The following is a 26882-nucleotide window of genomic DNA, read 5'->3' on the forward strand; positions in this document are numbered from 1 at the left end:
GTTAAGCAGTAGCATGATCCCAATCCATTGAACGGAGGTGCATGGTATGCATCGTATTTTATTTGTATGTACCGGCAATACCTGCCGCAGTCCCATGGCGGAGGCTTTTATGCGGAAGTTGGCGCAGGAACGCGGAATATCGGTAGAAGTTCGTTCAGCGGGGGTGGCTGCGGTCGATGGAATGTCCGTTTCCCATCATGCCGAAGCTGTATTGAAAGATCATCAGATCCATGACCGTCTGACCTCCTCCTCGCTTACGAGAGAGATGCTGGAATGGGCGGATCTCGTACTGACACTGACCGGCAGCCACAAGCAGCATGTGCTGAGTCGTTTTCCGACAGCACCGGGCAAAGTGTATACACTCAAGGAATATGTGGAGAATGACACCTATGTACTGTCTGATCTGGAAGAACTGGACAGCCTGCATGCCTCACTGGAAATACGCCGTGCCCTCGGGGAAAAGATTGACTCCGACGAGTATGAGCGGCTGATCGAGATTCAGCAGCGTATCCCGGGCTTTGATATTGTCGATCCGTATGGCGGCAGCCGGGATGACTATGAAGTAGCTGCAGCCGATATTCGCGCTGCACTGGACAAGCTGTTGGACAAGCTGGAAGCCTACCGTCCCAGATCCTCCTGAAAAATTAATTTTATCGCAGGAACGTGTTGATTTTATAAAAAACATATCTTATGATGTAAGCACAAGACAGACCCGGTGTAACTGGCGACAAGAGTGGAACCTGACCACGATGGAGCACTGGGATATACGGCCGGTCGCCTGGGCAAAGAGCAGATACACATCGCATACGCATGTGTGTCCTGCTCTTTTTTTGGTCTTTGGGAGTCGGGGATGTTTTGTTGTTTGTGATCGTCTTCTGTCCGGCAGTATACATTGCGGCCCACAAGCAGCAGGAAATGCCGGAACGGTATATGTTTTTGGATCAATGTCGCCGTACCTCTCCTGCCTGCGCTATAATAATGATGAAAAGCGGAACTGAATCATGTCGGTGCTGTTGAACATTGTGATAAAAGCACAAAGGAGGCAGGAGAACAATAATGGCTGATCAGGAAAAGATTGCATCGATTCGACGGGATGCTGCGGCGGTTACCCGTGAAGTGGCGGAAGCTGCGAATCTGGGACCCCACAAGCTGCTGGTAATCGGTGCCAGTACCAGCGAGATTGCGGGACAGCATATTGGTACATCCGGAACGCTCGATATTGCAGAAGCCCTGGTAGAAGGAATCCGGGAAGTACAGGCGGAGCTGGGATTTCAGCTGGCCTTTCAATGCTGTGAGCACCTGAACCGTGCGCTGGTCATTGAACGTTCCACCCTGGAGCGGTATAACTGGACCGAGGTGGCGGCAGTACCCATTCCACGTGCCGGAGGCTCCATGGCCGCATATGTGTACCAGACGATGGAAAACCCGTGCCTGGCCGAGGCGGTGGAAGCCCATGCCGGAATCGATATCGGTGAGACGCTGATCGGTATGCATCTGCGACGCGTAGCTGTCCCTTACCGGCCGGCTATCCGCTACATAGGCGAAGCCCGCGTTAATGCAGCACGTACCCGTCCCAAGCTGATCGGCGGCGAACGTGCCGTATATGCTCCGCTTCCACATGCGGATGGCGGAACATGCGACTGATTCCGGGAAAGACCGATGACAATTGTGTTTACACGCAGCCAGTCTGCGATTTTAACTTGAATAAATAATGACCTACAGGGGGAAACGACGAATGATGGAGCAATTGAGAAACAGTGATCCGGCAGTACTGGAAGCAATGGGATTGGAACTGAAGCGTCAGCGCACCAATATCGAACTGATCGCCTCCGAGAACATCGTAAGTGAAGCCGTTATGGAAGCCATGGGTTCCGTACTGACCAACAAATATGCCGAAGGTTATCCGGGCAAACGCTACTATGGCGGCTGTGAGCATGTGGATATTGTCGAGAATATCGCCCGTGACCGTGCGAAGGAACTGTTTGGCGCGGAGCATGTCAACGTGCAGCCGCACTCCGGCGCACAGGCCAATATGGCGGTATACCTGGCAGCACTCAAACCTGGCGATACTGTACTCGGCATGAATCTGGCTCACGGCGGACATCTGACACACGGCAGCCCGGTTAATGCTTCCGGCCTGCTGTACAACTTTGTCGCTTATGGCGTACGTGAAGACAACTTCCTGATCGATTACGATGAAGTCCGCAAAGCAGCATTCAAACATCGTCCCCGTCTGATCGTGGCCGGTGCGAGTGCTTACCCGCGTACGATCGACTTTGAAGCACTGGCTTCCATTGCCAACGATGTAGGTGCGCTGTTCATGGTGGATATGGCTCATATCGCCGGTCTGGTCGCTGCAGGCGAGCATCCGAGCCCTGTGCCGCATGCCCATTTCGTGACGACGACGACCCACAAGACACTGCGCGGGCCGCGTGGCGGAATGATCATGTGCCGCCAGCCATGGGCAGCTGCTATCGACAAAGCCGTATTCCCGGGCTCCCAGGGCGGTCCGCTGATGCACGTAATTGCATCCAAAGCGGTAGCTTTTGGGGAAGCGTTGCAGCCTTCTTTCAAAACCTATGCCCAAAATGTAGTCAAAAATGCCAAAGTGCTCGCACAGACACTGGTGGACGAAGGATTGACCATTGTATCCGGCGGTACCGATAACCATCTGATGCTGGTCGATACCCGCAATATTAACATCACCGGTAAAGAAGCCGAGCATGTACTGGATTCCGTCGGCATCACGACCAACAAAAACGCCATTCCGTTCGATCCGACCAGCCCGTTCATAACGAGCGGTATCCGTCTCGGTACACCTGCCGCCACATCCCGCGGCATGGACGAAGCAGCAATGGAGCAGATCGGCAAAATTATCGCCATGACCCTCAAGTCTCCAAAAGATGAAGCTGTACTGGCACAGGCAAGTAAGCTTGTTGCTGAACTGACAGATCGTTTCCCGCTGTATGAGCAGGTCAAATACTAAGCAACCATTTGTAAAATGAACCGCACTCAGCCTGAAATTTCACCATTGCATCGAGCTGCTGAGCAGTAGTCCAATCAGCTTATATGTCATTATATCCTTATGAAAACCTGACTGGATATGACATTTATACAGTCCTTATATTCAGCCTGAACTTGCAAACCGGCAGAAGAATCTCCTTCTGCCGGTTTTTGTATACTTTTCCAGTAAATTTTTTTGAAAAAATTAAAATAATTTACCCCATTCAAGCCATTTACCCTTATAATAATAAGGACTGGGTGAAAACAGGATGAATACGCTTATATTTGGAAAATGTAAGCGTTATACTACAGGATTCGAGAATTGCGTGAAATCAGTAGAGTTGCGGATGAAATTGCCCTGAGGTAATGATATAATAGACAAGATTTACGGGGAAAAGCATTTTCCCCAGTCCTTACCCTTATGACAGGTCATGTGACTACATACGGATACGCAGGACTTACCTATTTGTTATTATTGAACATACCGGAGGGACAAACCATGGCAAAACTGGTGATATGCGATCACCCTTTAATTCAACACAAACTCACGTTCATTCGTGACGTTAACACCAATACCAAAGAATTCCGAGAACTCGTTGATGAAGTGGCAACCTTAATGGCTTACGAGATTACACGTGATATTCCGCTGGAATCGATCCCTGTGGAGACGCCTGTCGTTCAGACGGAAGGCAAAGTGATCTCCGGACGTATGCTCGGATTAATTCCGATTCTGCGCGCGGGTCTGGGTATGCTCGACGGCGTCCTGAAGCTGCTTCCTGCAGCCAAGGTGGGCCATGTCGGATTGTTCCGTGATCCCGATACCATGCAGCCGGTGGAATATTATGTGAAGCTTCCGACAGATGTACAGGAGCGCGAACTGATCGTGATCGATCCAATGCTGGCTACAGGCGGCTCTGCGATCGCAGCGATCGACGTACTCAAAAAACGCGGCTGCACCCAGATCAAAATGATGAATCTGATTGCTGCTCCTGAAGGTGTCAAAGCTGTGCATGATGTGCATCCTGACGTTGATATTTATGTAGCAGCCCTGGATGATCATCTGAATGATCACGGCTATATTGTCCCTGGTCTCGGTGATGCCGGCGACCGTCTGTACGGAACTAAGTAAAGCGAGGTATGACCACTATTATGAAAAAGATCAAAGTAATGACTATTTTTGGCGTGCGTCCGGAAGCGATCAAAATGGCTCCGCTCATCCTGGAGCTTCAGCAGCATCCTGAACATATCGAATCCGTTGTCTGCGTTACCGCCCAGCACCGTCAAATGCTGGATCAGGTTCTGGAAGTATTCAATATTACTCCGGACTATGATCTGGACGTTATGAAAGACCGCCAGACGCTGAATGAGATTTCCATTCGCGTTTTGGGAGGATTGGAGCCTGTACTGCGTGAAGCCAAGCCGGATATCGTACTGGTTCACGGCGACACACTGACCACGTTCCTCGCGAGTTATGCCGCATTCATGCAACAGATCAGTGTAGGACACGTAGAAGCCGGTCTTCGCACATGGAACAAGATGTCTCCATATCCGGAGGAGATGAACCGTCAGCTGACCGGCGTACTGGCTGATCTTCATTTTTCCCCGACGGAATGGTCTGCCGGTAATCTGTACAAAGAAAATAAGCTTGCGTCAAGCGTGTATATCACAGGCAACACCGTTACGGATGTGTTTCAATATACTGTGCAGCCTGATTATAACCATCCAGTACTGGAATGGGCAGCAGGCAAGCGCCTGATATTGATGACCGCACACCGTCGTGAGTCACAGGGTGAACCGCATCGTAATATTTTCCGTGCCGTCAAACGTATTGCCGATGAGTTCGAAGATATCGCCATCGTATATCCGGTTCATCCAAGTCCGGCCGTCAAGGAACCTGCGCATGAGATCCTGGGCAACCATCCGCGCATTCAGCTGATCGACCCGCTGGATGTCGTGGATCTGCATAATTTCTACCCGCACACCCACCTGATTCTGACAGATTCCGGCGGTTTGCAGGAAGAAGCCCCTTCATTCGGCGTACCGGTACTGGTACTACGTGATACGACAGAGCGTCCGGAAGGCATCGAAGCTGGCACACTGGAATTGGTAGGGACCGATGAAGAGAAAATTTACGAGCGTGCACAGGCACTGCTGACCGATCAAGAACTGTATGATTCCATGAGCAAAGCGGCTAATCCGTATGGAGATGGTCAGGCATCCAAGCGAATTGTCAATGCCATTTTGCATCATTATGGCGTCTTGAAAGAGCGTCCTGAAGAATTTCACACAACGTTCAAAAAAGGGTCTACAGCAGTCTTGTGAAAAAGCAGATTGCAGTATACAGTGGTACTGTAGGGTTAGTGCCATTAACCTTGCTATAACAAGGATATTCCTTCAGGGCATTGCGTTAACGTATTAAAGCAAAAGGGTTTGACAAAGACTTGACCGATTCAGTACAATGAACTGGGATTCTGAGGGTGGAATATAAAATGACAGAACAACCAAAGCATAAACCGCCGAATTCATCACCATGGAAAGCAATAAGTTTGGTGAGTGCTATAGGACTTGATCTGGCTGTATGTACACTCGTAGGATTCTGGTTCGGGTCTTGGCTAGACCGTTTGTGGAACGGTTCTGGATTATGGATTGGTATCGGTGTGCTGATTGGCCTGATTGCAGGTATTTTCGGCATCATTGTTATTATCAAAAAAATAGTGGGGGACACGAATGAATGAAATACCAAGTTACATTTGTTGGTTGACCCGGACCACCTTTGTCTTTCTGGCTTTCTGCTTTTTAGCAGTTGCATTGCTTCCGGAATATCGTTCTATTTTTTTTGGGATTATAGTAGGTTCGATGGTTAGCTTTGTAAATACAAAGTATCTGGCTCGAAAAGTACAAAAAATGACTGACGAGGCAGCAAGCGGTACTGGAAAAAGATTTAAAGGTTTAGGTTTTGCGCAGCGGGCGGCTATATCGATTGGCGGGGTCATACTGGCGATTGAGTTCCCACATCTGTTTGAGATTCATTCTCTGGCAGGAAGTCTTGTATTTGCACCCTTTGCCTTGATCATAATCGGCTTTTTTCTTTCCCGCCACGAAAGCAAATTGAACTCTGCTAACGAAAGGGGTGAGAAAAATGCATGAAGCACCGATTATTGAAGTTGGAGGTTTACATTTTGATCTTGCACTAATTATTACCGTTATTGTTAGTTCTGTTATTGTTTTCCTATTAGCTAAGTTGTCTATACGCAATCTGTCCGTCGAAAATCCTGGTAAACTGCAGAATTTCATGGAGTGGGTTGTCGAATTTGTACAGGGGTTGATCTCAAGTACAATGGACTACAAAAAGGGAAAACCATTTCTGTCACTCGGCCTGACATTGATTATGTTTATCTTTGTTAGCAATATGCTTGGACTGCCTTTGCTGTTTGCAGTGAATTACACAGATCCAGCATCGGCAACTTTCTTTGGTATGCCGATCACCTCTGTGGTTGAAGGTCTGGCAGCTGGCCGAGAATCGGTTGAAGTGGCGTGGTGGAAGTCACCAACAGCTGATGCTGCATCAGCAATGGGACTAGCATTAATCGTATTTGTGATTGTCCATTATCTGGGTATGGTGAAAAATCCTAAACATTACTTTGGACATTATTTTAAACCCTTCTTCTTCTTTTTCCCAATCAACCTGATTGAGCAATTCTCCAAATTGCTGACACACGGAATGCGTCTGTTTGGTAACATTTTTGCCGGAGAAGTTCTGATTTCGGTTTTGGTAAAAATGACTGGTCTTTGGTTCGGAGCAGGAGCAATCGTTTCTGTCCTTGGTTTGGTTGTCTGGCAGGGATTCAGTATATTCGTTGGTACCATCCAGGCTTTTGTTTTCACTATTCTGGCCATGGTATACATATCACAATCGCTGGAGACAGAAGAGGATCACTAATTCATTATCGATTCCGTCTGCCGTATTTTGAATAGTATTGACTATTCTCGTTTTGTACATGGTTTCAAAGTTCGGAAGTAGGGGGACCTTCGTGCCGGACTCAACATATAAACTAACTTATACATCTCTAAGGAGGATTTTTTCAATGGGAGCATTAGCATTTCTAGCAGCAGCTATCGCTGTAGGTTTGGGCGCATTAGGCGCAGGTATTGGTAACGGTCTGATTGTAAGTAAAACAGTAGAAGGTATCGCTCGCCAACCAGAAGCGAAATCTACGCTTCAAACGGTTATGTTTATCGGTGTAGGTCTGGTAGAAGCACTGCCAATCATCGGTGTTGTACTTGCATTTATTTTCTACGCAGCTGCGTAAACAAAAAAACAAATCAATTGGCGGGGAAGGCCACAGCCATCCGCGCCTTCTTTTTAGCGTACTAGTGTAGGGACGTGAATGGGCATAAAACAGATATATTTCAAACAGAAGTTCTAAGGAAGGAGTGACTTGATTTGCATTTCGAATGGACGAATCTTGTCGTTGTGCTTATCGCGTTTTTAATCCTGTATTGGCTTTTGAACCGTTATGCGTTTGGTCCACTATTTTCCGTTATGGAAAAACGTCGTGAGCTGATTAAACAGCAAATGGATGAAGCAGCTCAGACACGCCAGCAGGCGACTCAATATGTAGAAGAACAAAAAGAGGCTTTGCAGCAGGCTCGTAAAGATGCTCAGGATATTATCGAGCAGGCTCGCCAGACGAGCAACAGCCAGACGGAACAGCTGCTGAATCAAGCCAAAGAAGAATCCATGCGTCTCAAAGATGAGGCTGCACGCGATATCGAGAATGAGAAAAACAAAGCCGTGGCTGCACTTCGCAGTGAAATCGGTGCTGTCTCTGTACAAATTGCTTCTAAAGTGCTGCAAAAAGAAGTCGATGCCAATGCGCAGGAACAACTGGTGGATAACTACCTGAAAGACGTAGGGATCAGACAATGAGCCGGGATTCGGTAGTATCTTCCCGCTATGCCAGAGCACTTTTTGACGCAGCGTCCGATCAGGGACGTGTAGAAGAGACAGGACAGGAACTGAAATCGGTCGTTGAGGCTTTTGAAATGGATAGCGAGATGCGCAACTTTATCGCTACACCGAATATATCGCTTACGGATAAAGAAAATGTACTGAAGAACGTCCTTTCCGGCAAAGTATCCGATGTACTGCTGAATACCATACTGCTGCTGATTGAACGGGGCAGACAGGGCGTGTTCAGTGAATTGCTGAGCAGCTATAACAACATTGTCAGCCGTACGCTGAATGTTGCAGATGCTGTAGTGTATACCCCTTATCCGCTGAGTGAACAGGAACAGGCCGAAGTGGCAGCCACTTTCGGACAGATATCAGGCAAGCGCCTGAAAGTTGTAAACCTTATCGATGAGAAGCTGATCGGTGGACTCAAAGTCGTGATCGGTGACACATTGTATGACGGAAGCATCTCGGGCAAGCTTGAACGTTTGGAAAAGTCTTTTCAAAGACAAGCATAAGTAGACAGGAGGGACTGACTTGAGTATCAGACCTGAAGAAATCAGTACATTGATAAAAAGTCAAATCGAGCAATACAGAAGCGATATTGAAGTCGTTGAAGTCGGTACCGTTATCCAGGTAAGCGACGGTATTGCCCGTATATATGGTTTGCAAAACGTAATGGCCGGCGAACTGCTTGAGTTCTCCAATGGTGTAATGGGTATGGCCCAGAACCTGGAAGCCAACAATGTCGGTGCGATCATTCTGGGTGAATATACCAATATTCGTGAAGGCGATCAGGTTAAACGTACTGGCCGCATCATGCAGGTTCCTGTAGGCGAAGCGATGCTCGGCCGTGTTGTCAATGCACTGGGTCAACCAGTGGATGGCAAAGGACCAATCGCCGCTACAGAATACCGTCCTATCGAGAGTGCTGCACCAGGTGTTATTGACCGTAAATCGGTTCATGAACCAATGCAGACAGGAATCAAGGCGATCGACGCAATGGTTCCAATCGGTCGTGGACAGCGTGAATTGATCATCGGTGACCGTCAGACCGGTAAAACGGCGATTGCCATTGATGCGATTATTAACCAGAAGGGTCAAAACGTAAAATGTATTTACGTTGCGATCGGACAAAAGCAATCTACTGTAGCACAGGTTGTTGAGACACTGCGTCGCCATGGTGCACTGGACTACACGATCGTCGTTACAGCATCCGCTTCCGAGCCTTCTCCACTGCTGTATATCGCTCCATACGCAGGTTGTGCAATGGGCGAATACTTCATGTACAAAGGCGAGCATGCCCTGATTATTTATGATGATCTGTCCAAACAGGCTGCTGCTTATCGTGAACTTTCCCTGCTGCTTCGCCGTCCACCGGGTCGTGAAGCATTCCCGGGTGACGTCTTCTATCTGCATTCCCGTTTGCTGGAACGTGCAGCCAAACTGAGCGATGCAAGAGGCGGCGGTTCCCTGACAGCTCTGCCATTTATCGAGACTCAGGCATCCGACGTATCCGCATATATCCCGACCAACGTGATCTCGATCACAGACGGTCAGATCTTCCTGGAATCCGAGCTGTTCTATGCAGGTCAGCGTCCGGCGATTAACGTCGGTATCTCTGTATCCCGTGTAGGTGGTTCCGCACAGATCAAAGCCATGAAAAAGGTAGCAGGTACACTGCGTCTGGATCTGGCACAATATCGTGAGCTTCAGGCTTTTGCCCAGTTCGGTTCCGATCTGGATAAATCCACGCTGTCCCGTCTGAATCGTGGTGCACGGATGATGGAAATCCTGAAACAGGGTGTCAACCAGCCGCTGCTCGTTGAACAACAGGTAGTCAGCCTGTACACCGCTGTCAAAGGTCATCTGGATGATATTCCGGTAAATGATGTACGTCGTTTTGAAGGTGAGTTCCTCGCATTCATGGCCAGCAACCATAATGCCGTTCTGCAATCTATCCGTGACACCAAGGATATTACAGCAGATAACGAAAAAGCACTGGTTGATGCGATCAATGCATTCAAAAAAGGCTTTGCTACCAGCTGAGCCGCTGATCGGTAACCAAGATATATAAATCAGTAGTTTTCTTATATAAGGTCCATTGCTGTTCATGATCATGCGATTCAGCCTGATGATTGAACAGCAGCAGGATCTGGCAGGTCCGGTGAGTATTTGCCGGTAAGCCTGCTCCAAATCTTATACTTTGAAGTAGATTCAAGGTCAAGGTGGTGAAATCATATGGCTAAAGGTATGCGTGAGATCAAAAGGCAGATCAAGAGTGTACAGAACACCCGTCAGATTACCAAAGCGATGGAGATGGTTGCTGCCTCCAAGCTGCGCAAAGCCCAGGAGAAAGCCCAATCGGCTCGCCCGTATTCCGACAAGCTGCGTGAAGTGGTAGCAAGTATCGCTTCCGGCACCAAGGGGATTCATCATCCAATGCTCGATACCCGTCCTGTCAAAAGAGTAGCCTATCTGGTCGTTACTTCCGACCGTGGACTCGCAGGCGGTTACAATGCCAACGTACTTCGTCACGTCTCTGCTGAAATACGCAAGCGTCATACGTCAACAGACCAGTATGAATTATTCGTAATCGGCCGTAAAGGACGCGACTATTTCCGTCGTCGCAGTATGCCGACAACCGAAGCGGTAACCGAACTGTCCGATTTCCCGACCTATGCGGATATCAAGACGATCGCACAGGCTGCTGTACAGGGATATGAAGAAGGGCGTTACGACGAGCTTCACTTATGTTATAACCAGTTTGTGAACCCGTTAACTCAGGTTCCGACGTTGACACGTCTGCTGCCTATGGACGCTATGGAGACTGCCGAACAGGTTAGTGTCAAAGCCAGCTATGAATACGAGCCTTCCGCTGAGGATGTACTCGCCGTTCTGCTGCCGCGGTATGCACAGACACTCATTTACAATGCCCTTCTTGAGGGTAAAGCAAGTGAGCAGGGCGCACGGATGACAGCAATGGGCAGTGCAACAAAAAATGCTTCCCAGCTGATCGGCGATCTGAAACTGGTGTACAACCGTGCACGTCAGGCTGCCATTACACAGGAAATTACGGAAATCGTAGCAGGTGCCAGCGCACAGAACTGATCGGTCTACACATAGGCAACAGTTATGAACGGCAAATGGGCAATCACATAAACCAATTGTTTTATACAGCAAGTCAGTAGGAGGGAAAACGATAATGAACAAAGGACGCGTTGTAAGTATCACGGGTCCGGTCGTAGACGTGGAGTTCGAACGTGGTCAACTTCCGGAAATTCTGCATGCGCTCAAAGTCGAGACTACACTGGATAATGGTACGATTATCGATTTGACGCTTGAAGTATCCAATCACCTGGGCGATAATCTTGTCCGCTGTATTGCGATGTCTTCCACAGATGGTCTGGTACGCGGTCTGGATGTAATCAATCTGGGCGGTCCAATCTCTGTACCTGTAGGTAATGTTACCCTGGGACGTGTATTTAACGTACTCGGTAACCCAATCGATGAAGCGGGCGAAGTTGTCGCTGAAGTCAGAAATCCGATTCACCGTGAAGCACCAAAATTTGATGAGTTATCCACACAGGCAGAAATGCTGGAGACAGGCATCAAGGTTATCGACCTTCTCGCTCCTTATGCCAAAGGTGGTAAAATCGGTCTGTTCGGTGGTGCCGGTGTAGGTAAAACGGTAACAATCCAGGAATTGATCAACAATATCGCCCAGGAGCATGGCGGTATCTCCGTATTCTCCGGTGTCGGCGAGCGTACTCGTGAAGGTAATGACCTTTACCACGAGATGAGAGAGTCCGGCGTTATCAACAAAACAGCCATGGTATTCGGCCAGATGAACGAGCCTCCGGGCGCACGTCTACGTGTTGCACTGACTGGTCTAACAATGGCCGAATATTTCCGTGATGTAGAAGGTAAAGACGTACTTCTGTTCATCGATAACATCTTCCGCTTTACTCAAGCGGGTTCCGAAGTATCTGCCCTGCTTGGACGTATGCCGTCTGCGGTAGGTTACCAGCCTACGCTGGCTACCGAGATGGGTCAATTGCAGGAACGTATCACTTCCACCAAAAAAGGATCGGTTACATCCATCCAGGCGATCTACGTACCTGCGGATGACTATACGGATCCAGCGCCAGCGACGACGTTTGCCCACTTGGATGCAACGACGAATCTGGAGCGTAAAATTTCCGAGATGGGTATCTTCCCTGCGGTAGATCCGCTGGCTTCCAGCTCCCGTATCCTGACTCCTGAAGTTGTAGGCGAAGAGCATTACAACGTCGCACAGGGCGTACAGCGTATTCTGGCTCGTTATCAGGAACTGCAGGACATCATCGCTATTCTGGGTATGGACGAGTTGAGTGAAGAAGACAAGCTGACAGTATCACGCGCACGTAAGATTCAGCGCTTCCTGTCCCAGCCTTTCCACGTCGCAGAGCAATTTACCGGTATCAAGGGATGTTATGTACCTGTAAAAGAAACAGTGCGCAGCTTTAAAGAAATTCTGGACGGTAAGCATGATGACCTTCCGGAAGCAGCATTCCTCTTTGTAGGCACAATTGAAGAGGCAGTGGAAAAAGCGAAAACACTGTAAGCAGATGCCTGCAAAACGTGAGGAGGGATGAAAGTGAGCACGTTTTTACTGGAGATCGTTACACCTGAACGCCTGGTGTTTTCCGAACAGGTAGACCGGCTGAAAGCGACCGGAATTGACGGAGAGCTGGGTATCCTGGCTGGTCATGTTCCGATGGTTACACCGCTCAAAGTCGCTCCACTGGTTTTCCAGGCCGGTAAACAGCGTACAACGTACGCTATCCAGGGCGGATTCCTCGAAGTCCGTTCGGATAAAGTCGTTGTATTGGCAGACAGTGCCGAGAAAGCAACGGAGATTGATCTGGATCGTGCACGTGCTGCCAAAGAGCGTGCCGAGCGTCGTCTGAACAACCGAGGTCAGGATCACACTGATTTCCGTCGTGCAGAGCTTGCTCTGCAGCGGGCGATGAACCGGATCAAGGTATCATCATCAGGTGAAAATAGATAAACGTATGCAGCCGGCCCGTCCAAAGCGGTCCGGCTTTTTGCGTTATTGACGTTATTCCTATCGACTAACCATGACTATTAACGATGTCTGACCAATGAGCCTTTCCCGGAAATACAAAGCGTTAACCGGCCCAAACAGCCGCTTTCTGGACAGGACGTCAGGTATTTCGACCTATATAAATAGATCGCTCAATGCTGTAAATTTATGCATGTTATGAGAAAAAAACAGCGCCAATGCTGGTTATTTTCTGTAAATACACGATTATGTCAATAAAACGGTGATTTTTGTAAATTTGGGACTAGATTCTTTGGGTAAGGGCAAGTATTATAGAATAGTCCGTATTAAGGCTGATTGCTAAGTAATTTTTGTAAGGAGGGCAAGAGCTGAAATGAATACAGTAGATGCGGGAGCCGCTGTCGGCGTAAACGGTTTGCTATCCATCTTCATCTCGCTTCTTTGCATCGGTCTTTCATTTTGGGCACTGCAAAACTTAAAGCTGGACCTGCTGATCCGTTATCCCAAGAGTGCTGCCGGTAAGTTGCTTCAACTGCTGCTGGCCATTGTGCTTGGGCATTTCGTATCTGCCTTTTTGCTCGATTACATCCGCTGGACACAGTCTCTGCGATTTATGTTTTGAATGTAAAGAGGATGGTTATAAGTGTTTTAGACTTATTTCATGGTTTATTGCATCCGAAGATGCGAGATCAACAGCGTAACAGTGTACCTCTCTATGTTGAGACGACCGCAGGATAATCAACTACTATACCAAATATTAAAAATCAAAATTTATGCAATAGGGCATTATAATACAGAGCGAATAGATAATATACGAATGGCATTGCATCAAGACAAACTTGTCTCCGCCAGCCTGTTATACTATTGATTCCTCCTTTATTATGCCGGATAAGCAAAATGACGCGCGGAGGGAACCCTAATGAGCAAATTTATCGTCCGCGGTGGCAAGCGATTGACAGGAAGTGTCAAAGTTAGCGGAGCTAAAAATTCTGTTCTTCCAATTATTGCTGCCTCACTACTGGGAGAAAACGGTGTAAGTATTATTCATGATGCACCATCCCTAGACGATGTAATGACGATTAACAAAGTATTGGAATCGCTTGGAGCGGTGGTTACATACCAGGATGAGACGATTCATGTGAACGCACAGGAATTGTCCTCATGCGAAGCACCTTATGAATGGGTAAGCAAAATGCGTGCCTCTTTTCTGGTGATGGGTCCACTCTTGACTCGTATGGGTCATACTCGCATTTCTCTGCCTGGCGGCTGCGCAATTGGCACACGTCCAATTGATCAGCATCTCAAAGGCTTTGAAGCAATGGGAGCAGAGATTAATCTTGGACAGGGCTACATTGAAGCCAAATGCGAAGGCAGACTTCGTGGTACCAAGATTTATCTGGACGTAGCGAGTGTTGGCGCAACCGAGAATATCATGATGGCTGCGACACTGGCAGAAGGTATTACTACAATTGAGAATGCCGCAAAAGAGCCCGAGATTGTGGATCTGGCGAACTTCCTGAATGGAATGGGAGCCAAAGTCCGCGGTGCCGGTACTGGTGTTATTCGGATTGAAGGTGTTGAGAAGCTTCAGGGGACTGAACACACGGTTATTCCGGATCGTATTGAAGCAGGCACATATATGGTAGCAGCTGCTATTACTGGCGGTAATGTATATGTGGAAGGTGCGATTGCTGACCACCTTGGTCCTGTTATTGCGAAGATGGAAGAGATGGGCGTGGAGATCATTCCTGATGAGAATGGGGTTCAGGTCATTGCAGACCATCCTTTGCGCGCCGTAGACGTAAAAACTTTGCCATATCCGGGCTTCCCTACGGATATGCAGGCACAGATGATGGCATTAATGCTGGCTTCCGAAGGAACAAGCATCATTACCGAGACTGTATTTGAGAACCGCTTTATGCACGTCGATGAGTTCAACCTGATGAACGCAGGCATCCGCATCGAAGGCAGAACATCGATTGTTACCGGAGATGCAAGCCTCGTAGGCGCCAAAGTGTGTGCTACCGACCTGCGTGCCGGTGCAGCGTTAATCTGTGCAGGTCTGATTGCAGAGGGCACTACCGAAGTACGTGGTACTCATCATATCGACCGCGGTTATGTTCATCTGGCTGAGAAACTGTCCGGTCTGGGCGCAGATATCTGGCGTCTGGAAGAAACCGAAACCAAAACGGTTGCGGCGGAGCAAGAGCAGACGGTTACCTTGGGCGACCAATCCAAACCGGCAGGCGCTGCCCTGCTGAATGCACAGCCAACAGGTGTCTAATTCATTCAATAATCCTGCTTGTCTGGCCGTTTATGTTAGACGGTCAGATCGGCCAAATACAATAGACAGAGAGCCAGACCTTCCGGGGCCTGGCTTTTTGTATGGTTAAATGAATCTCATTTTCGGCAAATAACGAACAATGGCGTTGAATACACCCGGTAAGTATGCTAATTTTAATAAAGATTGACCGTGATTAGAGTTTGACGATCTGAGCATTTGGACGAAATGCGAATTCTACTATAGATAGTAACGTTCTCAGGATGCAGGCAGCTGTATTGGTGAATTCGCCCAGACGGTGTGGTGATAAGAGACTCTTTTACCGGAAATACAACTTTTGGAGGCTCTTGACATGTTTAGCAAGGATATCGGGATTGATCTGGGGACAGCGAACGTACTGATTCACGTGAAAGGAAGAGGTGTCGTTCTGAATGAACCTTCGGTAGTGACATTGGAAAGGGATACCAAGCGCGTTCTTGCTGTAGGCGAGGAAGCACGTCGTATGATCGGACGTACCCCTGAGAATATTGTGGCGATCCGCCCGCTGCGTGACGGGGTTATCGCTGACTTTGAAGTGACTGAGATGATGCTTAAGTATTTCATTAATAAAGTGGGCGCGAGAAACTGGTACAGTCATCCGCGCATTTTGATCTGTGCACCAACCAATATTACTTCCGTAGAACAAAAATCAATCCGTGAAGCTGCCGAGCGAAGTGGGGCCAAAGAAGTGTTTTTGGAAGCAGAACCCAAAGCCGCTGCCATCGGTGCGGGCATGAATATTTATGAGCCAAGCGGCAATATGGTTATCGATATCGGTGGAGGTACCAGCGACATTGCTGTACTGTCCCTCGGTGACATTGTTACTTCCTCATCCCTCAAGGTAGCCGGTGACAAATTTGACGATGCGATCATGCGTCATATCAAAAATGAATATAAGCTGCTGATCGGTGAACGTACTGCCGAAGATATCAAAATCAATATTGCTACCGTTCGTCCGGGCGGAACGCAGAGAGAGATGGATATCCGCGGCCGGGATATGGTGTCCGGTCTGCCGAAGACAGTGACCATTACCGCCAATGAAGTACAGGCTGCCCTGTCCGATACGATCCTATCCATCGTGGCATCAGCCAAAGTGGTTCTGGAACAGACCCCACCGGAATTGTCTGCAGATATTATTGATCGCGGCGTTATCCTGACAGGTGGCGGAGCACTGCTCGACGGTCTGGAAGAACTGTTGTCCCAGGAACTTCATGTTCCGGTACTGGTTGCTGAAGACCCAATGCACTGTGTAGTCAAAGGAACTGGAATTATGTTAAATAATTTGGATAAAGTCTCTAAAAAAAAGTTCTGACCAAGCCGATATAAAACATATAATGCATAAATGACGGTTTTTTTATCCATAGAGCAATACTTTGGTTAGATTCAGAACGTGAGAGGAGTATCCGGAAATGTTAAGAGGTCTTTACACTGCTGCTTCTGGTATGATTACTCAACAGCGCCGCCATGATACAGTGACGCAGAATATCGCAAATATCAATACCCCCGGCTACAAACAGGTAGAGAGCATTGAACGGTCTTTCCCGGAAATGCTGATTTCCCTGACACACGGGGACCATGGCGCAACGAACCGTAACATTGGCCGCCTGAATACAGGTGTGCTGGCTGAAGAAAGTATCTCCATGAACGTACAGGGAGATATGCGTCAGACGAATGCACTGGACGACTTCGCCCTGGTATCGGAGATTAATCTGGCAGATCCGGCCACCGGACAAAATATTCCTTTCGATGCTTCTGGTAAATATATCGCGGAAAATGGCACGGTAACCTATCGTCCACAAGCCTTTTTCGCAGTAACCGGCAAAGATGGCGAGACGGGTTATACTCGTGATGGTAACTTCCAACTGAACGGGGCAGGCAATCTGCTTACATCCACCGGCAACCAGGTACTTGGCGAGAATGGTAACCCGATTACGCTGCAGGGTTCCATGGAAGATTACATGGTTGATTCCCGCGGTGTGATTACAGCGAGGGCAACAGGCGATGAAGTGGGACGTATGGGTATTACCGTCGTTACACAGCCAGGTCAGATGTCCCGCAGCGGTGATGGACTGTTCCGTATCGCCAATGCCGAGGCAGCCGGAGCAAGAGCGCTGGAAGCAGGCGATAATGTGGAAGTGCGCCAGGGTTACCTTGAAGGCTCTACGGTGGATGCAGCGGCCTCCATGGTCGATCTGACAGCAGCGATGCGCGCTTATGAAGCCAACCAGAAAGTTGTACAATTTTATGACAAGAGTCTTGAGAAAACCGTCAACGAAATCGGACGTGTATAATAAAGCACAATAGATCGTAAGCAAAGGAGGCCAATAATGAATAACTCCATGATCAGCGCAATGGTGGCAATGACCGGTATTCAGCAAAAGCTGGGTGTAGTATCCGATAATATCGCCAATGCCGATACGGTAGGCTACAAAGGCAAGCAGGCTACGTTTGAGGATGTATTCACTACAGTCAAACAGCAGCCGGGCGCCGCATCACAGCTGCCGGGTCGTGTTACTGCTCCTGGTTATAACATCGGATTTGGAGCCCGTATGGGTGATGTGACGATGGATATGACCCAGGGTGCGCTGAAGAGTACCCAGAATCCGACCGACCTGGCTATCCAGGGAGACGGAATGTTCGCAGTAAGTGTAGATGGACAGCAAGGCTGGACACGTGAAGGATCCTTTCATTATGTTCCTGTAGCCAATGATCCAAAGAGCGCTTATATGGCAACCGATCAGGGTTACCTGCTGCTCGGAGACAATGGCCAACCGGTCAAAGTACCTGCCAAGACACAGATCGATATTGATGCCAAAGGTGTCATCCGTTCTACAGACGGCAAAGGAAAAGTAACGGTTGTCGGTACCCGTACAGTAGATCCTAACACAGGCAGAGAAACTATTGTTCCGCAGCGTATCCAGATTGACCGGATTACCCATCCGGAAGGCCTGCAGCAGATGGATGGCAATCTATTCGTACTGCCGGCTAATCAGGAACGTGCTAACGTGATCGGACTGATGTCTGCATCTACAGAAGTTCGTCAGGGCTATCTGGAAAGTTCCAATGTGGATCTCAGCAATGAAATGACGGAAATGATGACAGTGCAGCGCGCTTATCAGCTGGCAGCGCGTGCCCTTACATCCAGTGATCAAATGATGAACCTGACCAATACGCTTCGTGGCTAGTCGCCGCTCCGCGATTCAGGAAGCAGCTAAGACTCAGAAAGCAGCTCCAAACAAAAAGCTAACCCGAAGACCGGCTGCTCCTGAACCAAAAGAACGGGAGAAGAAGCCAGCCCCTTCTTCCAGTTCAGCGGGAACCAAAACCATGCGTATCATGCTGACGATTGCCGGATTTGTCGTAGCGATTTTGCTCGGTATGATCGTAGGTTATGCATTGCTGGGGCACAAAAGTATTGCGGATATATTGTACCCGGAGACATGGGCACACATTTTCCAGCTGATTTTTGCCCCCTAAACGAATAGATGATGTTATTAAAGAAGAGACTCCTGCTTTGGCAGGAGTTTTATTTTTTATGCCGAAACCGTTATAATGATGGGGATGCTTAAAATGGCTGAAAATTGCTTACATATGATATGGGAGTATAAATGGATATATCATACTGGCAGCAAATGAAATATGCCCAAAAGATATATTCCATTATATGGGTCAAGAATCTATAATAATGGAAAATGAGAGGAGACTATCCATGTACAATGTACAAGAAATTCAGGAAATCATTCCGCACCGCCCTCCTTTTCTGCTGGTAGACCGCCTTCTGGAGCTGGAAGAAGGCAAGCGCGCCGTAGGGATCAAGAATGTCACGATCAATGAGCCTTTCTTCGCAGGCCATTTCCCGGGGTATCCGGTTATGCCGGGGGTACTGATTGTTGAAGCACTCGCCCAGGTGGGGGCAGCTGCCATTCTCAAAGTGGAAGCGAACCGCAGCAAGCTGGCGATGTTTGCCGGAATCGATAATATTCGTTTCCGCGGCCAGGTTGTGCCTGGAGATACGCTTCATCTGGAAGTGGAGATTACCCGTATGAAAGCTTCGATCGGCAAAGGACATGCTGTTGCTACCGTAGACGGCAATGTAGTGGCCGAAGGGGAGATTATGTTTGCACTCACTGCGCGGGATAATGCCTGAACCGTGGGATAAATAAAACGATATTGGATTGAGAAAATATATTCGAGTGGAGAAAGGAAGGATATAATGACAACCCTTAGTGAACAGGCACAACGTAATTTGGATCAATGGCTGAATGATACGACAATCGATGCGAAAACCAAAGAGGAACTGCAAAGCTTAGATGGACAGGTGCAAGAGCTGGAAGACCGTTTTTATCGTGATCTGGAATTCGGTACAGGCGGACTGCGTGGTGTCATCGGAGCAGGCAGCAACCGAATGAACTCTTACACGGTCGGCAGAGCGACGCAGGGACTGGCGGAATTCATTTTGTCTGTACATAAAGGAACGGAAAAACCGTCCGTTGTTATTGCTCATGATTCCCGTCATTTCTCTCCCGAGTTCTCTCTGGAAGCTGCCCTGGTACTGGCAGGCAACGGTATCGTGACCAAACTGTTCCCGTCGCTGCGTGCTACGCCGGAGCTGTCTTTTGCTGTGCGTCATCTAAATGCAACAGCCGGTATCGTTATTACAGCCAGTCACAATCCGCCTGAATATAACGGCTACAAAGTCTACAATGCAAGCGGCGGCCAACTCGTTCCGCATGAAGCGGAGCAGGTTATCAGCAATATTCGCGAAGTAGCTTCATTTGCAGATATCAAGCGTATTAGCCGTGAAGAAGCAGAAAGTCAGGGACTGCTTGTATGGCTGGGCAATGAAGAGGATGAAGCTTTCCTGGATACCGTGACTTCCATCAGCGTGAACCGTGAACTGCTGCAGGGAGAGGCCGGCAAAAACCTGAAGATTGTATATACACCGCTGCATGGTACAGGATACCGTCCCGTGCGCGAAGGTCTGCAGCGTTTGGGCTTTACCAATGTATCGATCGTAGAGCAGCAGCAGGAACCGGATGGCAACTTCAGCACCGTTAAGTCTCCGAACCCGGAAGAGCGCGAAGCTTTTACACTGGCCATTGAGCTGGGTGAAAAAGTCGGCGCGGATATCCTGATTGGTACCGACCCGGACAGCGACCGTATGGGTGCTGTCGTCAAGGATCCTTCCGGCAAATATTTCGTACTGACAGGCAACCAGTCCGGTGCAATTATGATTCACTATTATCTGAGCCAGCTGCAGGAGCAGGGCAAACTGCCTTCCAACGGTGCAGTGGTGAAGACGATCGTTACCAGCGAAATGGGTGCAGCCATTGCCGAACATTATGGCGCGACAGTATACAACACACTGACAGGATTCAAATACATCGGTGAGAAAATGAACCAGTTCGAAGAGACCGGCGAGCATACTTTCCTGTTTGGCTATGAAGAAAGCTATGGCTACCTGGCCGGCAACTATGCACGTGACAAAGATGCCGTTGTTGCAGCACTGCTGATCAGTGAAGCGGCTGCCTACTACAAGCAGCAGGGCAAGACACTGTATGATGTACTGCAGGAACTGTATGAGCAGTTCGGCTACTTCCAGGAAAGCCTGGAATCCCGTACGCTCAAAGGTAAAGATGGCGTCGCTCAAATCCAGGCGATTATGGAGAGCTGGCGTACAGACAGTCCTTCCGAAATCAATGGTGTTCAGGTAACTGAAGCCCTTGATTATTCCAAAGGACTGAACGGACTGCCAAAAGAAAATGTATTGAAATTCATGATGGCCGATGGTTCCTGGTTCTGCCTGCGTCCATCCGGCACAGAGCCGAAAATCAAAGTGTACTTTGCCGTACGCGGTGATTCCCAGGCCGATTCCGAAGCACGCATGAACACTCTCAAGCAGGCTGTAATGAGCCGTGTTGACGGATAATTGTTCATAACGACGGAATTGGCATAAAAACCACGGCAAAAAGTATAAAATCTTATGAATTTGTAGTAGGACTTGGTTGACGTACAGTATATAATAAAGCAGATGAATGAAGGGGTTCCGCTGCCAGGTCCAATCTGAGCAGCGGAACCATTCGTTATGTTTGGCCCCGGCTAACAGCATTATGGGAGACGGATATAACGATCTTATTAAGGAGGTACTTTAGTGGTTCAGAAATGGCAGCGCTGGAACAATGCTTCGGCAAAATGGTTATGGATACTCGTAATTCTCGGTATGGTGGCTTCCTTGCCGATTGCCTATAATCGTATCCAGACAGAAGCAACGTCCAAAAATGTGGAGTTTGTATTTAATTATCGTAATCTGATTACTATTGCGTCGTATCAGCCTCATCCCCAGGATTATATCCAACAGCAATTACAGCGGCTCAAAGATGCAGGGGTTGGATCGGCAGCTGTATACCAGAGCAGTTTGAGTGAACTGCAAACCTCACAACGAATTCATGTGTATAGTTCTGCGGATGTGGCTAATCTCCAAGATCAGGCGATTCCACTCAACGAAAATTTTACATATGTCCAGTTCACCAATGAAGAGAACGCGCAGATGTTGAAGCCTGTTCTTGAGCGGGTGTTCGGTTCATTGAGTATTCCGGTGTCTTCCTGGTCGTATCAGGGACTGCCGGGGGTAGTGATTCAGACGTCACCGGATGATGCGGGACTCAAACCGCTGGATCCGGACCCGATCACGATGAAGACCCTGCATGATATGGGCTTCCAGATCGTTCCGCGTCTGAATGATGCACTGCCGTATAATCAGGCGATGCTGAGCGGACTGCTCGATCAGTTTACCGCTTACGGTGTAAAGACTATTCTGTTCGATGGCAGTACCGTCACAGGATTTAATGACGATATTGAGAAAAAGAGTATTACTGGATTTGCACAATTGCTGAAAGAACATCATATCGCGATCGCAGCGATTGAGAACCTCAAAGCACCTCAGGAAGGCTTCAGCAAATTGGCCTATCTGAATGATTACAATGTGGTTCGTCTCTACTCACTGAGTGAGGGAGATTCCCAACTGGATCCGATTACAGTTGCTGATCGTTTCGTACTGGCCAGCAAAGATCGTAATATCCGTATGATGTACCTGAATCTGGCGGTGTCTCGTGATACCACCAAAGCGAAAATGACGAATTCCATTGATAATGTAATTAACAGCCTTCAGGCTGGGGGCAATGCCATACAGGATATTCAGCAAAATGGCTTTACCATTGGTCCGGCTGTGGCACGCGAAGTTAGCAGCTTTGCCATGGAGCGCTATGCGAAACTGCTCGTACTGATTGGAGTCATCGCAGCCATTTCACTGCTGGTGTACTACTTTATACGTCGACTGACACTGATCGCTTTTGTGCTTGGGCTGATCGGCAGCGCCGGATTGATCCTGATTCACAAAGCACTGCTGCTGGAGCAGGGAGTCGCCTTGCTGGCAGCGATCAGCATTCCTACGATTGCCATGATCTATGCCGTACGCAAAGTGGACCGTCTGTATGAGTCCCGACATAACCTGTCAACAGGCAAACGTGTTATTCAGGCAGTGGTACTATTCATTATTACATCCTTCTGGTCATTGACCGGAGCACTGTTCATTATCGGTCTGCTGGATGATATTACGTACCAGCTCGTTATCAATCAATTCCGCGGCGTTAGTCTGCTGCACTTTGCACCGATTGCACTGACGGCCATCTATATTGCTTTTTATCGCGGCAAGGAAGGGTTCGGCTTTGCAGGTGTTCGCAAACTGCTCAAATCGCCGGTTACCCTAACATGGATTATCGTGATTGGTGTCGTATTTATCGTCGGCCGTTATTATCTGGAACGTACTGGTAATGCCGGAGCCGTATCTCCGCTAGAAATGCAGTTCCGTAACGCCTTGGAAGGACTGTTCAATGTCCGCCCGCGTAACAAGGAATTCCTGATGGCACATCCGCTGTTCATTGTTGGAGTGTTCATTGCAGCCAAGTATCGTCATGCCATTTATATTCTGATCATTGCTTCAATTGGTCAGCTGTCGATGGTAGATACATTTGCCCATATCCATTCCCCGGTGCTCATTTCCCTGTCCCGCGGTCTGCTGGGTATGGGACTCGGTCTAATTCTGGGATTGGTTGCAATTGTAATCTGGCAAATCATTGAAAGGTGTTGGAAAAAATGGCTCCCGTCTCTGTTCAAATCGTAATCTCAGGCTATTACGGCTTCCGCAACAGCGGTGACGAGGCAGTCTTGAAATCCATACTGAATTCATTGGCAGCCCAGGAGGAAGAGCAGGGCATCCGGATCGTACCGGTTGTCCTATCCAATGATCCCGAATGGACATCACGTATGTATGGTGTCCGTTCCGTTCAGCGGATGAAGCTGGGAGAGATTCGCCAGCTGCTCAAGGAAAGTGATGGTCTGATCAGCGGCGGAGGCAGTTTGCTTCAGGATTCTACCGGACTGCTCACCATCCCGTATTATCTGGGCATTATCCATATCGCCCAGTGGGTACGCAAGCCAGTATTCATTTACGCCCAGGGCGTAGGCCCGGTACAGCGTCCGTTCTTTTTCAAATGGATTCGTAATTTTTTCCGCAAAAGTGCCTATATTTCCGTACGTGATCAGGAATCGGCGGCACTGCTCGGCAGAATGGGAATTGATGCCTCTTCCGTCGAAGTGGTAGCCGACCCGGTAATGGGCCTTCCTTTACCGGAAAATACGTCTCCTACACAATCATCCGGCAGCACCGGATTTTATGGAAATGTTGCAGAGACCGGCACATCCTATACCACAGCCGCTTCGCTTCCGGTTATCGGTATATCAGTCCGATTCTGGGACAAGCAGCGCCGCGAACTGGATGGAATTTCCGAAGGGCTGAAAATTCTGAGCTCCCAGCGTCCGGTTCATCTGCGCTTCCTGCCGTTCCACTTGCCGGATGACGAACAGGCTTCACGCTATGTAATTGATAAAATTGGAGACATTAGCGGAAATGGTAGTATAATCAGTACAGCTGAGCAGGTCACCGATCCACAGCAGATGCTGGCTGAAGTAAGCCGCTGTAACATACTGCTGGGCATGAGACTGCACAGTCTGATCTATGCAGCATCACAGTCTGTCCCGCTAATGGGTGTCTCCTATGATCCCAAAATTGATCAGTTCCTAAACCGGATGCAGATCAAACCGACAGGTACGAGTTCGATTACCGAACCTTCACGTTTGGTGGAGGATGCGATATACTTGCTGGAACATGAGCAGGAATGGAAACATAACAAATTACCGCTTATTCATGCACTGCAACAGGATGCTGCCAGACCGGCTCATTTTATAGCTCAATATTTTCTGGCCAAAAGGTGATAACGAATGAATCAAATCCAATCTATTCCGACCGTGCCAATTTACGGTCTGAATGTATCCAAACTGAATATGAATGATACCGTAAGCTACCTGGAGTCCATTGTGGGCACAGGCAAGCCTCATCAGATCATTACCGCTAATCCGATCATGATCATGACAGCACTGGAGCAGCCGCAGTACATGCATATTATGAAAAATGCCGAACTGCTCGTTCCTGATGGTGCAGGCCTGGTATGGGCCGCTGCTACCTGCGGGCAGCCTGTTGCTGAACGTGTGACCGGATTCGATCTGCTTCACCGTCTGCTGGATGTCGGTCAAAAGCACAACTGGAAGGTCTATCTGCTCGGCTCGACATCTGAAGTGATTCAGGCTGCAGCTGCCCGGTTACAAAGTTTATATCCTGGCATTGTGATTGCCGGATACAGAGACGGATTTTTCGGACCGGATCAAGATGCAGAAGTCATCGCCGGTATTCGGGAAGCAGCACCGGATCTGCTTTTTGTAGCAAGGGGTGCAGATACGCAGGAGCCATGGATTGGCAGGTATAAGCAGGAACTTGGTGTACCGATTATGATGGGCGTAGGTGGCAGCTTCGATATCATTTCAGGCAAAACGAAGCGCGCACCAATCGCGTTTCAGAAAATGCGGATGGAATGGTTTTATCGCCTGATGAAAGAACCTTATCGTTATAAACGTATGCTTGTTCTTCCCAAATTTGCTCTAAAAGTGCTTAAAGACAAAGAAAGCGTAGTAAAAGCTCAGTAATCCCTTGAATTTCCTACGCATTTTTGTCGAAAAGTTCTTAAAAAAAGCTTGGTGTTTAGATTCGAACGGAGTATAATTGGCTCCGTGAGATAAATTGGGGGTCGAAAAGCAAAATGTTAACTATTTGTATTATCGGGTTTGTCCTGGCGCTTGCCTTAGCGCTGGCACTCACACCACTCGTCAAAAAGTTTGCAATTCGAATCGGAGCAGTAGACGTTCCCAATGCCCGCAAAGTGCATACACGAATTATGCCGCGGCTTGGCGGACTCGGGATTTTTTTGGCATTTACGGTTGCATTCGTTGCAGTCTTACCATTTTTGCCTTTTGATCTTCCTGCACGCGACGCTAACTTTATGAAAGCTTTCTTTACGGCCGGTTCAATTATTGTACTGATTGGAGTACTGGATGACCGTTTTGAATTATCAGCCAAAGTTAAATTATTAGGACAAATCATTGCTGCCTGTGCAGTAGTATTCGGATACGGTATCAAAGTTGATTTTGTGGATATTCCTTTTCAGGATAATTATTTCTCACTCGAGAACTGGATTTCCATTCCGCTTACGATCTTCTGGATCGTTGGCGTAACCAATGCGATTAATCTGATTGATGGACTCGATGGTCTGGCAGCCGGGGTATCTGCGATTGCGATCGGCAGTATCTTCACTATGTCACTGATCATGGGGAACTATCCTGTAGCGCTGCTGTGTGTACTGCTGCTGGGTGCCATTATCGGATTCCTGTATTTCAATTTCCATCCGGCCAAGATCTTTATGGGGGATACCGGTTCGTTATTCCTCGGTTTCAGTCTGGCCATGCTGTCACTGCTTGGTTTCAAACAGATCGCGGTTGTATCCTTTATTACACCGCTGATCATTATCGGTGTTCCATTGTCCGATACATTCTTTGCAATTATCCGCCGCTGGGTACATAAAAAGCCAATCTTCGCTCCAGACAAAGGTCATCTGCATCATTGTCTGCGCGAACTGGGACTCAGCCATCGTCAAACCGTATTGATGATTTACGGTATTGCAGCATTCTTCGGTGTTCTGGCGATTATCCAGTCGTCGGCTGCATTGAATGAAGCTAACTGGGTTACGTTCGCAGTCATTTGTATCATGATGTTTGTGATGCAGATCGGTGCCGAACTGATTGGTCTTGTTGGCAAAACAAGACGACCGCTGCTTAGTCTGATTGCACGCCTGCGGGTCAAACCTGATCCGACCAGAGGCAGCAAATCCTAGACAAAAGGTAATAAAAGCGGGTTGGTTGATGGAGGTTAACCTCTTGATGCAATCAATAATTCCTCTAAAAAATGAACTGTCTAATCGAGTTTCTTCTATATAATATGTAGAAGAAACAAAGTGTCTATAACGACTATGATTGATTATAGACAATGGCAACTGAACAAGCGAATACGGTACAGTTGAATAGTATCATCCCAA

General features: G+C 48.3%; 27 protein-coding genes and 1 riboswitch. All 27 genes read left to right on the plus strand.

The window, feature by feature from the left end; all coding sequences use genetic code 11:
* The first annotated feature begins 46 nt into the window (after positions 1–46).
* The 27 genes from M1D61_RS02680 (at position 47) to M1D61_RS02810 (ending at position 26681) form a co-directional block, all read left to right on the plus strand.
* Complete coding sequence (locus M1D61_RS02680; RefSeq protein WP_458121080.1) at positions 47–640, plus strand: low molecular weight protein arginine phosphatase; 594 nt, start codon at positions 47–49, stop codon at positions 638–640.
* Positions 641–707: 67 nt separating this feature from the next.
* Positions 708–791: riboswitch (ZMP/ZTP riboswitch) on the plus strand.
* A 265-nt stretch (positions 792–1056) separates the two neighbouring features.
* Positions 1057–1644: a TIGR01440 family protein gene (locus M1D61_RS02685; RefSeq protein ID WP_458121081.1), complete on the plus strand. Its 588-nt coding sequence runs from the start codon at positions 1057–1059 to the stop codon at positions 1642–1644.
* Between the two features lie 91 nt (positions 1645–1735).
* Positions 1736–2986: a serine hydroxymethyltransferase gene (locus M1D61_RS02690; protein WP_458121082.1), complete on the plus strand. Its 1251-nt coding sequence runs from the start codon at positions 1736–1738 to the stop codon at positions 2984–2986.
* Positions 2987–3502: 516 nt separating this feature from the next.
* A complete protein-coding gene (upp, locus tag M1D61_RS02695; protein ID WP_458121083.1) occupies positions 3503–4132 on the plus strand; it encodes a uracil phosphoribosyltransferase in 630 nt (209 codons plus the stop codon).
* Positions 4133–4152: 20 nt separating this feature from the next.
* Positions 4153–5325 carry a non-hydrolyzing UDP-N-acetylglucosamine 2-epimerase gene (gene wecB / locus M1D61_RS02700; protein WP_458121084.1) on the plus strand — a complete coding sequence of 391 codons (1173 nt, stop codon included), beginning with the start codon at positions 4153–4155 and terminating at the stop codon, positions 5323–5325.
* A gap of 167 nt (positions 5326–5492) precedes the next feature.
* A complete protein-coding gene (locus M1D61_RS02705; protein WP_458121085.1) occupies positions 5493–5738 on the plus strand; it encodes an AtpZ/AtpI family protein in 246 nt (81 codons plus the stop codon).
* The gene (locus M1D61_RS02710; protein WP_458121086.1) at positions 5731–6150 is read left to right on the plus strand and encodes an ATP synthase subunit I; all 420 of its coding nucleotides are present in this window, start codon (positions 5731–5733) and stop codon (positions 6148–6150) included. Before M1D61_RS02705 ends, M1D61_RS02710 begins: the two co-directional genes overlap by 8 nt.
* Positions 6143–6943, plus strand: coding sequence for a F0F1 ATP synthase subunit A (gene atpB / locus M1D61_RS02715; protein ID WP_458121087.1), 801 nt, complete (start codon positions 6143–6145; stop codon positions 6941–6943). Before M1D61_RS02710 ends, atpB begins: the two co-directional genes overlap by 8 nt.
* Positions 6944–7088: 145 nt before the next feature.
* The gene (gene atpE, locus M1D61_RS02720) at positions 7089–7313 is read left to right on the plus strand and encodes a F0F1 ATP synthase subunit C (RefSeq protein ID WP_188774165.1); all 225 of its coding nucleotides are present in this window, start codon (positions 7089–7091) and stop codon (positions 7311–7313) included.
* Positions 7314–7447: 134 nt separating this feature from the next.
* On the plus strand, positions 7448–7933 hold the full coding sequence (atpF, locus tag M1D61_RS02725; RefSeq protein WP_458121088.1) for a F0F1 ATP synthase subunit B: 486 nt from the start codon (positions 7448–7450) through the stop codon (positions 7931–7933).
* Positions 7930–8475, plus strand: a complete 546-nt coding sequence (locus M1D61_RS02730; protein WP_458121089.1) for a F0F1 ATP synthase subunit delta — start codon at positions 7930–7932, stop codon at positions 8473–8475. Before atpF ends, M1D61_RS02730 begins: the two co-directional genes overlap by 4 nt.
* 19 nt (positions 8476–8494) lie before the next feature.
* Positions 8495–10006 carry a F0F1 ATP synthase subunit alpha gene (gene atpA / locus M1D61_RS02735; RefSeq protein ID WP_458121090.1) on the plus strand — a complete coding sequence of 504 codons (1512 nt, stop codon included), beginning with the start codon at positions 8495–8497 and terminating at the stop codon, positions 10004–10006.
* Between the two features lie 192 nt (positions 10007–10198).
* Positions 10199–11068, plus strand: a complete 870-nt coding sequence (gene atpG / locus M1D61_RS02740; RefSeq protein ID WP_046212842.1) for an ATP synthase F1 subunit gamma — start codon at positions 10199–10201, stop codon at positions 11066–11068.
* 94 nt (positions 11069–11162) lie between these two features.
* Positions 11163–12563 (plus strand): F0F1 ATP synthase subunit beta, encoded by a 1401-nt coding sequence (gene atpD / locus M1D61_RS02745; protein ID WP_458121091.1) that lies wholly within the window; start codon positions 11163–11165, stop codon positions 12561–12563.
* A 33-nt stretch (positions 12564–12596) separates the two neighbouring features.
* Positions 12597–13010 carry a F0F1 ATP synthase subunit epsilon gene (locus M1D61_RS02750; protein ID WP_458121092.1) on the plus strand — a complete coding sequence of 138 codons (414 nt, stop codon included), beginning with the start codon at positions 12597–12599 and terminating at the stop codon, positions 13008–13010.
* Between the two features lie 388 nt (positions 13011–13398).
* Positions 13399–13647: a DUF1146 family protein gene (locus M1D61_RS02755; RefSeq protein ID WP_458121093.1), complete on the plus strand. Its 249-nt coding sequence runs from the start codon at positions 13399–13401 to the stop codon at positions 13645–13647.
* Between the two features lie 297 nt (positions 13648–13944).
* The gene (gene murA, locus M1D61_RS02760) at positions 13945–15309 is read left to right on the plus strand and encodes a UDP-N-acetylglucosamine 1-carboxyvinyltransferase (protein ID WP_458121094.1); all 1365 of its coding nucleotides are present in this window, start codon (positions 13945–13947) and stop codon (positions 15307–15309) included.
* 349 nt (positions 15310–15658) lie between these two features.
* Positions 15659–16657: a rod shape-determining protein MreB gene (gene mreB / locus M1D61_RS02765; protein WP_458121095.1), complete on the plus strand. Its 999-nt coding sequence runs from the start codon at positions 15659–15661 to the stop codon at positions 16655–16657.
* Between the two features lie 97 nt (positions 16658–16754).
* Positions 16755–17636: a flagellar hook-basal body protein gene (locus M1D61_RS02770; protein ID WP_458121096.1), complete on the plus strand. Its 882-nt coding sequence runs from the start codon at positions 16755–16757 to the stop codon at positions 17634–17636.
* A 36-nt stretch (positions 17637–17672) separates the two neighbouring features.
* The gene (locus tag M1D61_RS02775) at positions 17673–18530 is read left to right on the plus strand and encodes a flagellar hook-basal body protein (protein ID WP_458121097.1); all 858 of its coding nucleotides are present in this window, start codon (positions 17673–17675) and stop codon (positions 18528–18530) included.
* Between the two features lie 142 nt (positions 18531–18672).
* Positions 18673–18822: a DNA-directed RNA polymerase subunit beta gene (locus M1D61_RS02780; RefSeq protein ID WP_458121098.1), complete on the plus strand. Its 150-nt coding sequence runs from the start codon at positions 18673–18675 to the stop codon at positions 18820–18822.
* Between the two features lie 232 nt (positions 18823–19054).
* Positions 19055–19492 (plus strand): 3-hydroxyacyl-ACP dehydratase FabZ, encoded by a 438-nt coding sequence (fabZ, locus tag M1D61_RS02785; RefSeq protein WP_458121099.1) that lies wholly within the window; start codon positions 19055–19057, stop codon positions 19490–19492.
* 66 nt (positions 19493–19558) lie between these two features.
* Positions 19559–21274 carry a phospho-sugar mutase gene (locus tag M1D61_RS02790; RefSeq protein WP_458121100.1) on the plus strand — a complete coding sequence of 572 codons (1716 nt, stop codon included), beginning with the start codon at positions 19559–19561 and terminating at the stop codon, positions 21272–21274.
* A 222-nt stretch (positions 21275–21496) separates the two neighbouring features.
* Complete coding sequence (locus M1D61_RS02795; protein WP_458121101.1) at positions 21497–23524, plus strand: DUF5693 family protein; 2028 nt, start codon at positions 21497–21499, stop codon at positions 23522–23524.
* A complete protein-coding gene (csaB, locus tag M1D61_RS02800) occupies positions 23497–24675 on the plus strand; it encodes a polysaccharide pyruvyl transferase CsaB (protein WP_458121102.1) in 1179 nt (392 codons plus the stop codon). Before M1D61_RS02795 ends, csaB begins: the two co-directional genes overlap by 28 nt.
* A gap of 6 nt (positions 24676–24681) precedes the next feature.
* A complete protein-coding gene (locus tag M1D61_RS02805) occupies positions 24682–25440 on the plus strand; it encodes a WecB/TagA/CpsF family glycosyltransferase (RefSeq protein ID WP_458121103.1) in 759 nt (252 codons plus the stop codon).
* A 113-nt stretch (positions 25441–25553) separates the two neighbouring features.
* Positions 25554–26681: an MraY family glycosyltransferase gene (locus tag M1D61_RS02810; RefSeq protein ID WP_458121104.1), complete on the plus strand. Its 1128-nt coding sequence runs from the start codon at positions 25554–25556 to the stop codon at positions 26679–26681.
* Positions 26682–26882: the final 201 nt, after the last annotated feature.

This window comes from Paenibacillus sp. Z6-24, from assembly GCF_054161335.1.

What these genes read in the sequence shown, in the direction of transcription:
- M1D61_RS02780 (WP_458121098.1), top strand. Translation starts at nt 18,673, where the DNA reads ATGCGTATCATGCTGACGATTGCCGGATTTGTCGTAGCGATTTTGCTC.
- atpB (WP_458121087.1), top strand. Translation starts at nt 6,143, where the DNA reads ATGCATGAAGCACCGATTATTGAAGTTGGAGGTTTACATTTTGATCTT.
- atpD (WP_458121091.1), top strand. Translation starts at nt 11,163, where the DNA reads ATGAACAAAGGACGCGTTGTAAGTATCACGGGTCCGGTCGTAGACGTG.
- M1D61_RS02805 (WP_458121103.1), top strand. Translation starts at nt 24,682, where the DNA reads ATGAATCAAATCCAATCTATTCCGACCGTGCCAATTTACGGTCTGAAT.
- upp (WP_458121083.1), top strand. Translation starts at nt 3,503, where the DNA reads ATGGCAAAACTGGTGATATGCGATCACCCTTTAATTCAACACAAACTC.
- M1D61_RS02755 (WP_458121093.1), top strand. Translation starts at nt 13,399, where the DNA reads ATGAATACAGTAGATGCGGGAGCCGCTGTCGGCGTAAACGGTTTGCTA.
- M1D61_RS02775 (WP_458121097.1), top strand. Translation starts at nt 17,673, where the DNA reads ATGAATAACTCCATGATCAGCGCAATGGTGGCAATGACCGGTATTCAG.
- M1D61_RS02705 (WP_458121085.1), top strand. Translation starts at nt 5,493, where the DNA reads ATGACAGAACAACCAAAGCATAAACCGCCGAATTCATCACCATGGAAA.
- M1D61_RS02680 (WP_458121080.1), top strand. Translation starts at nt 47, where the DNA reads ATGCATCGTATTTTATTTGTATGTACCGGCAATACCTGCCGCAGTCCC.
- M1D61_RS02690 (WP_458121082.1), top strand. Translation starts at nt 1,736, where the DNA reads ATGATGGAGCAATTGAGAAACAGTGATCCGGCAGTACTGGAAGCAATG.
- M1D61_RS02810 (WP_458121104.1), top strand. Translation starts at nt 25,554, where the DNA reads ATGTTAACTATTTGTATTATCGGGTTTGTCCTGGCGCTTGCCTTAGCG.
- mreB (WP_458121095.1), top strand. Translation starts at nt 15,659, where the DNA reads ATGTTTAGCAAGGATATCGGGATTGATCTGGGGACAGCGAACGTACTG.
- csaB (WP_458121102.1), top strand. Translation starts at nt 23,497, where the DNA reads ATGGCTCCCGTCTCTGTTCAAATCGTAATCTCAGGCTATTACGGCTTC.
- fabZ (WP_458121099.1), top strand. Translation starts at nt 19,055, where the DNA reads ATGTACAATGTACAAGAAATTCAGGAAATCATTCCGCACCGCCCTCCT.
- atpE (WP_188774165.1), top strand. Translation starts at nt 7,089, where the DNA reads ATGGGAGCATTAGCATTTCTAGCAGCAGCTATCGCTGTAGGTTTGGGC.
- M1D61_RS02730 (WP_458121089.1), top strand. Translation starts at nt 7,930, where the DNA reads ATGAGCCGGGATTCGGTAGTATCTTCCCGCTATGCCAGAGCACTTTTT.
- wecB (WP_458121084.1), top strand. Translation starts at nt 4,153, where the DNA reads ATGAAAAAGATCAAAGTAATGACTATTTTTGGCGTGCGTCCGGAAGCG.
- M1D61_RS02710 (WP_458121086.1), top strand. Translation starts at nt 5,731, where the DNA reads ATGAATGAAATACCAAGTTACATTTGTTGGTTGACCCGGACCACCTTT.
- M1D61_RS02685 (WP_458121081.1), top strand. Translation starts at nt 1,057, where the DNA reads ATGGCTGATCAGGAAAAGATTGCATCGATTCGACGGGATGCTGCGGCG.
- M1D61_RS02790 (WP_458121100.1), top strand. Translation starts at nt 19,559, where the DNA reads ATGACAACCCTTAGTGAACAGGCACAACGTAATTTGGATCAATGGCTG.
- atpG (WP_046212842.1), top strand. Translation starts at nt 10,199, where the DNA reads ATGGCTAAAGGTATGCGTGAGATCAAAAGGCAGATCAAGAGTGTACAG.
- murA (WP_458121094.1), top strand. Translation starts at nt 13,945, where the DNA reads ATGAGCAAATTTATCGTCCGCGGTGGCAAGCGATTGACAGGAAGTGTC.
- M1D61_RS02770 (WP_458121096.1), top strand. Translation starts at nt 16,755, where the DNA reads ATGTTAAGAGGTCTTTACACTGCTGCTTCTGGTATGATTACTCAACAG.